Here is a 6000-nt window from a genome sequence, read left to right on the forward strand (position 1 = left end):
AAAGGGCACTTTTGTGTCTGCTCGCCGTGGGGCGTTACACCGCCAGCGGCGGAATGGTGTTGCGCGGCACCCGAACCGTGCTGGCACCGGCATTCAGCGGCTGAAGTTCGCCGGGCGCGAAGTAGAAGATCAGCTCGTCATCGGTGATGGCGAAGTTCTGATAGTGCGACGGATCCAGCCCGTCGCCGGGCGGGATCAGTAGGCCGGGGACGCCGGCCTCGCGGCCCAACTCGCGCTGCACCACCGGGAAGATCGCGTCCAACGGTTTGCTGCCGGGCGCGAACAAGCTGTCGAAGGTGATCGTCCGGCCGGCACCGACGTCGTAGTTGAACGTCTTGTACCACGTCGACGGGCGCGGTCCGCCGACGTCCTGGAAGATCTTGAGCACCACGCTGCGGGTCCCCTTCGGCGGCTGCCCGGAGCGATGCTGCTCGGGGGCGGCCTCCATTTCGTACGGCAGGCCGCGTGCCCCCGGCGTCTGCGCGATCGCGATGAACCCGTCCCGGTTCTGGGTGACGTAGTCGGTGAGTTCCTGCTGGTCGGGGTAGTCGACCGGGAACCTGAGCTCCATCGTGTACGCGGGCGTCGACGAGTGCAGCCGGCAGACCTGCTCGGCGTCGACGGTGTCCATGACACCGCCCAGATCGGCGCAGGGCGACTGGGCGGGCGCCTGCGGTATGCCCGTCCAGCCGGCCGTGATGGTTCCCGCCAAGAGGGCGGCCAGCGCCAGAGTGCGCATCGTTGGATGTCTCGCTTCGCCTCGTCGGGTCTTGCCCTTGGTCTAGCGGGCAGGGACCTGCCGCCGGGGCTCGAATTTCACTGGTGACAGCTTACCGGGCTGGTTAGCGGGACGGACGGCAAACGTACGCCGTTGCTCGCCCGGCCGCCCCCGCCCCGATCCGGGTGACGACGACCGACAGTGCCTGGCTGCCACGCAAACGCAGCCGGCGCCGCAATACGTCGGGGTCGAGGTCGACGCCGCGGACCAGGATCTCCAGCGCGCCGCAGTCCAGGCCGGACAGCACCTGGCGCAGCGCTTTCTCGCCGTAGGACAGCCACTCCAGCACCTCGAAGCCGCGTACCCCGGCCGGCAGCCGGTCACCCGACAGGTAGGCGATCGCGGGGTCGAGCTGCCACAGCGCGTAGCGGGCGCCGTAATGGCGGACCAGTCCCGCCCGCACCACCGCGCCGTCGGGGTCGACGATCCAGCGGCCGACCGGCCGCACCTCGCAGTCGTCGGGGTCGGTGTCGGTGACCTGTTCGCCGCGATCCAGCATGCTGGCCCGCCGCCGCACGCCGGGCGCCGCCAGCCCGTCGGACCACAGGCAGGCTTCGCGTACCGACCCGCCCAGTGACGTCACCTCGATCTCGCCGTCGAAACCCAGGCGGCGGACCTGGTCGAAGTCGATACCGGGGGCGACCTTGACCGCGAAGTCCCGGCCGCGGTAGGTGTCGATCAGCTGATCCAGCGCGGGCTGGTAGTCGCGCAGATGGAAGCGGCGCTGTCCGCCGCGGCGCCGTGCGGGGTCGGCGACGACGACGGTGTCGCGGGTGACCGGTGCCAGCGCGTCGGCGCGGCAGAGCACCACGTCACCGGCCGAGGCGGCGCTCAGATTGTGCTGGGCTATCGACAGCCGCACCGGGTCGATGTCACTGCCGACCAGCCGGGCCGCGGTGTCGCGCATGGCCGCCAGCTCGGTGCCGATCGAGCAGGTCACGTCGTGGACGACACGGCCGGCCAGGCGGGTGGCGCGGTGAGCGGCCACTGCTGCCGCGCTGGCCTGTTGCAGGGCCTCGTCGGTGAACAGCCACGCCCCGGTGCCAGGCAGCTTCGCCGACGCACGGCGACGCAGCAGCGTGGTCTCGACCAACGCCGGTGTGCGGTCACCGAACCGGGCCCTGACGGCTGCGATGTCGGCGACCTTGCTGGCGTCGGTCAGGGTGAAGTCGGCAACCTCTCGCAGGGCGGCGGCACCGGCAGCCGAGCGCAGGTAGTGGACCTGGTCGAGAGTTAGGACGGCTTGACCCCGGTGATCATCACGTTGTAGTACCAGCCCTTGGGAATCACCCGGCGCCACATGTTGTCGTCGACCCAGCTCAGCGTGATCCAGCTCGACATCGCGAAGCGCGCCCAGCCCCAGCCCAGCCGGCCGGGCGGCACCGCGGCCTCCAGCGTGCGCAGCGGCCAGCCGAGCATCGCGGCGGTGAACTCCGTGGTCGAGGTCGAGACGTCAACCGCGCCGGCGTTGCGGGCCATCGTCTCCAGGTCCGCCGGGTCGAAGGTGTGCAAGTCGACGACCGCCTCCAGCGCCGCGGCCCGCGACGACTCGTCGAGCTCGGCCTGCGGCCGGCGCCAACCGGTCAGCCCGGGCAGCTTGGTGGCGTTCGTCACCGCCCGCCAGGTCAGCGTCGACAGGGTGCGGGCGTAGCTGTTGCCGACGGTGGTGGGCTCGCCGGCGAACACGAACCGCCCGCCCGGTTTGAGCACCCGGATCACCTCGCGCAGCGACAGTTCGACGTCGGGAATGTGGTGCAGGACCGCGTGACCGACCACCAGGTCGAAGGTGTCGTCTTCGTACGGGATGCCCTCGGCGTCGGCGACCCGGCCGTCGATGTCCAGGCCCAGCGACTGTCCGTTGCGGGTGGCGACCTTGACCATGCCCGGCGACAGGTCGGTGACCGATCCGCGCCGCGCCACCCCGGCCTGGATCAGGTTCAGCAGGAAAAAGCCGCTGCCGCAGCCCAGTTCCAGAGCCGTCTCGTAGGGCAGGTCACGCAATTCCTCGTCGGGCACGGTGGCATCGAACAGGTCGCGGGCGTAGTCGACGCAGCGTTTGTCGTAGGAGATCGACCACTTGTCGTCGTAGCTTTCGGCTTCCCAGTCGTGGTAGAGCACCTGGGCGAGCTTGCTGTCATGCCGGGCGGCTTCCACCTGCTCAGCGGTGGCGTGCGGCTGCGGCGCGGGATCCGTACTGGTCATGATGGGTCCCTAGCCTAGCGGTGCGCACCGGGTGCCCGCCGCCCCTGGTGTTGATGCCGCCTCAGAAGGCGGCGGCGAGGTCGTCGAACACGGCCTGGGGGAATTGCAGCAGGGCCGTGCCGACGTCGTTGAAGCCGGTTTCGAACGCAGTGGTGATCTCGGTCGCGTCCCCGCCGAGCAGGGCTTCCCAGATGTGCCAGAGCGCCATTTGCGGCGCGGTGATGAGATCCCGGAAGTCGACGAACAGCGCCGTCGCCAGGTCCGGGGTGGCCGAGACCGGGGTGCCGTCCCAGCTGACCAACGTCCAGCCGTCGGTGGGGTTGCCTTCCAGAACCACCTGGCCCGCATTGGCCACCGGCTGCCCGGTGCTCAGCAACTCGTTGATCAGCACCCCGAAGTCCGGGTTCTTGACGTTCATCAGCGCCCAAACCGCAATCGTCCCGGCGTGCGAGAACGCCACGTCGGTGGTTTCCCCGTTGGCCATGCTGTTGTTGTAGATCGTCTCCACGGCCTCGTCGACCCGGTCCTCGAACGCCATGCCGTTGACGTCCGTGGTGGACCCCATCTGGGGCACCCAGTACTGGCCGAGCATCCACATCACCGGGGCCACCACGTAGGCGAGTTCGGTCAGCGGGTTCAACGGCTGGCTGTCCAGGAACCCGGCGTTGAGCTCGTTGAGCCCGGGCAGTATCTGGCTCGGGTCCAGGAGCGGGGTGGGGCCGGCCGGGATGCTGGTGTAGTCGCTCGCGCCGTGCAGCAGCTGCAGCAGCGGCCACGCGGTCTGCTGGGTCCGCAGGAACTCCGAGGCGTACACCCCGCCGATGTCGTTGTCGCCGCCGTTGTAGAGCGCCAGCGCGTCGGCGATCGCCTGGCTTTGTCCCAGGTTGGTGAGCGGTGCTCCGGGCGGCAGCGTGCCCAACACGCCGTCCACGTTGTCCACCGACTCGCCGTGCCGCACGAAGTCCAGCGTGATGTCTTCGGCGGCGAGCTGGATGGCGGCGGCGAGGACCCCCGGCAGCGGTGCGGTCACCGGCGTGACGGCGACGACGCCGGCACAGGCCAGGGCGACACCCGCAGTGATCCACGGACGTGTGGCGAGTCGCTGCATATCCATTCCCCCCGGGCTGGCCACGTGTGATCGCCCTCACACTAGCTGATAGACAGCTTAGAAACGCCCGGCTTCCGTCAATTTGTAAACACGTGTTGCCGACGCCTCGCTGTGGCGGCCCTCAGCCTCCGGCGCACCTGACTCCGATGGAACGGGTCAGATCGCTGCCGCCAAGCTGTCGACAACGGAGGCCGCAGCGACACTGGTGCTGTCGCCGAACGCGCCGGTGATGGTGTCGATGACAGCCTGCGGGAACTGCTGCATCGCCGCGACGATCTGGTCGAAACCGGTCTGCAGCGCACTGGTGATGTCCGCCTGGTCACCACCCTGGATCGCTTCCCAAATGTTCCAGAGCGCCAACTGCTCCGCCATGTTCATGTCACGCCAGTCCACGAACAGTCCGGTCAACAGGTCCGGGGTCGCCGGCACGGCGGTCCCGTCCCAGCTGACCAGCGTCCAGCCGTCGGTGGGGTTGCCCTCAAGGATGGCCTGTCCTGCGTTGGGGGGCGGACCGCCGTTTTCGAGGACCGACTGCAGAATCGGCCAGATATCCGGGTTCTTGACGTTCATCAGGATCCAGATGGCGATATCCCCGCCGCTGGAATACGCCACGTCGGTCATCGGGCCGTTGCCCGCAACGGTGTTGTTGTAGATCGTGTCCAAGGCGCTATTCATCTGCTCCTCGAACACCGCCCCGTTGTAGTTGGTGCCGGGCTCCGAGACGAAGAGATTACCGAGGATCCACGCGGCCATCGGCGTGAAAAAGGAGGCTTCGCTGATCAGGTTGCGGGGTTGCTCTTCGAAGATGCCGGCGGGAATCTCGTTGAGATCCGACAGCACCTGCACGTCCGGCATCCCCGGCAGTTGGGCCAGCCAGTATGCGGTCTCCTGTGTCCGGATGAGCTCAGAGGCGTAGATCCCGGCGATGCCATCCGGGTACTCCTGCTGAATGGCAGTGGCAACGTCCTTCGCCTGTTGTACACCCTCGTCGGTGAGATGAGCACCGGGTGGGAGCGTGCCGAGAATGTTGTTGACGTCGTCGGTCGACTGCCCGTGCCGCACCCAATCCAGCGTGATGTCCTCGGCGGCCAGTCGGATGCCGACCGCGCGCACGGCGGGCAGTGGCGCGGGCACCGGTGCGATGGCGACGATCCCGGCGCTGACCAGCGCGACGCCGCCGGTGACCCACGGACGGCTGACAAGTCGGTGCATGGTAAACCTCCCCGGGGCGATCCTGTGATTCATTTCACATTACTGACCCGACGTTCAGCCGGGCAAGGCCGATTTCTCGGTGAATCGCGAGGCGGTGCTCAGACACGCTGCGAGCTACCTGTGCCGCCACCCCGGCTGGCGGCGAACACCTCGACGTAGCGCCGCCGTTCGGCGGCCAGCCGGTCGGTCGCGCCCAGCTCGTAGACCTCGTCGATACCCTTCTTGGCCGCGGCTAGCGCTGCCGCGGGGCTGTCGACGAAGCGGCCCGCCCACGCCAGTGCGGCGTCATATACGCCGTCCGGGGCGACCATGTCGTCGATCAGTCCCAGCGCCAACGCCTCCTCGGCGTCGAAGAACCGCCCGCTGTACACCAGCTCCTTGGCGCGGCTCGGCCCGACGGTCCGGCTCAGCCCGGCTAGTCCGGCGCCGTCGGGGACGAGTCCGGCCAGGATCTCGGTGGCACCGAACTTGACGTTGTCCCCGGCGACCCGCCAGTCGGCGGCCAACGCCAGGGTCAGCCCGGCGCCCAGCGCATACCCGGTCACCGCGGCCACGGTGGGTTTGCTGATCGCCGCGACGGCGGCGATGGCCTCGTGGCGGGCGGCGGCGGCGGTGTCGGCCTCGGCCGGCGTCAGGGTGCGTAGTTCCGGCACGTCGTCGCCGGCGCTGAAGATCTCGTGGCCACCGAACAGGATCACGG

At 68.8% G+C, this 6000-nt stretch carries 6 protein-coding genes; all 6 read right to left on the bottom strand.

The genetic code is table 11. The annotated features are described in order from the left end of the window. Window positions 1-34: 34 nt before the first annotated feature. On the bottom strand, window positions 35-739 hold the full coding sequence (locus AC5Y36_RS14095) for an esterase (RefSeq protein WP_500041535.1): 705 nt from the start codon (window positions 737-739) through the stop codon (window positions 35-37). A gap of 103 nt (window positions 740-842) precedes the next feature. Beyond that, window positions 843-2054, bottom strand: a complete 1212-nt coding sequence (locus AC5Y36_RS14100; RefSeq protein ID WP_500041548.1) for a class I SAM-dependent methyltransferase — start codon at window positions 2052-2054, stop codon at window positions 843-845. Continuing rightward, on the bottom strand, window positions 2012-2980 hold the full coding sequence (locus tag AC5Y36_RS14105; protein WP_500041536.1) for a class I SAM-dependent methyltransferase: 969 nt from the start codon (window positions 2978-2980) through the stop codon (window positions 2012-2014). The genes AC5Y36_RS14100 and AC5Y36_RS14105 overlap by 43 nt, the downstream gene beginning before the upstream one ends. A 61-nt stretch (window positions 2981-3041) precedes the next feature. Continuing rightward, window positions 3042-4088 (bottom strand): phosphoglycerate mutase family protein, encoded by a 1047-nt coding sequence (locus tag AC5Y36_RS14110; RefSeq protein ID WP_500041537.1) that lies wholly within the window; start codon window positions 4086-4088, stop codon window positions 3042-3044. Window positions 4089-4244: 156 nt separating this feature from the next. Next, window positions 4245-5300 carry a phosphoglycerate mutase family protein gene (locus AC5Y36_RS14115; protein WP_500041538.1) on the bottom strand — a complete coding sequence of 352 codons (1056 nt, stop codon included), beginning with the start codon at window positions 5298-5300 and terminating at the stop codon, window positions 4245-4247. A 98-nt stretch (window positions 5301-5398) separates the two neighbouring features. Then, a partial coding sequence (locus AC5Y36_RS14120) for an enoyl-CoA hydratase (protein ID WP_500041539.1) occupies window positions 5399-6000 on the bottom strand: 602 nt, incomplete at its 5' end.

The organism is Mycobacterium sp. NGS50 (assembly GCF_059812545.1).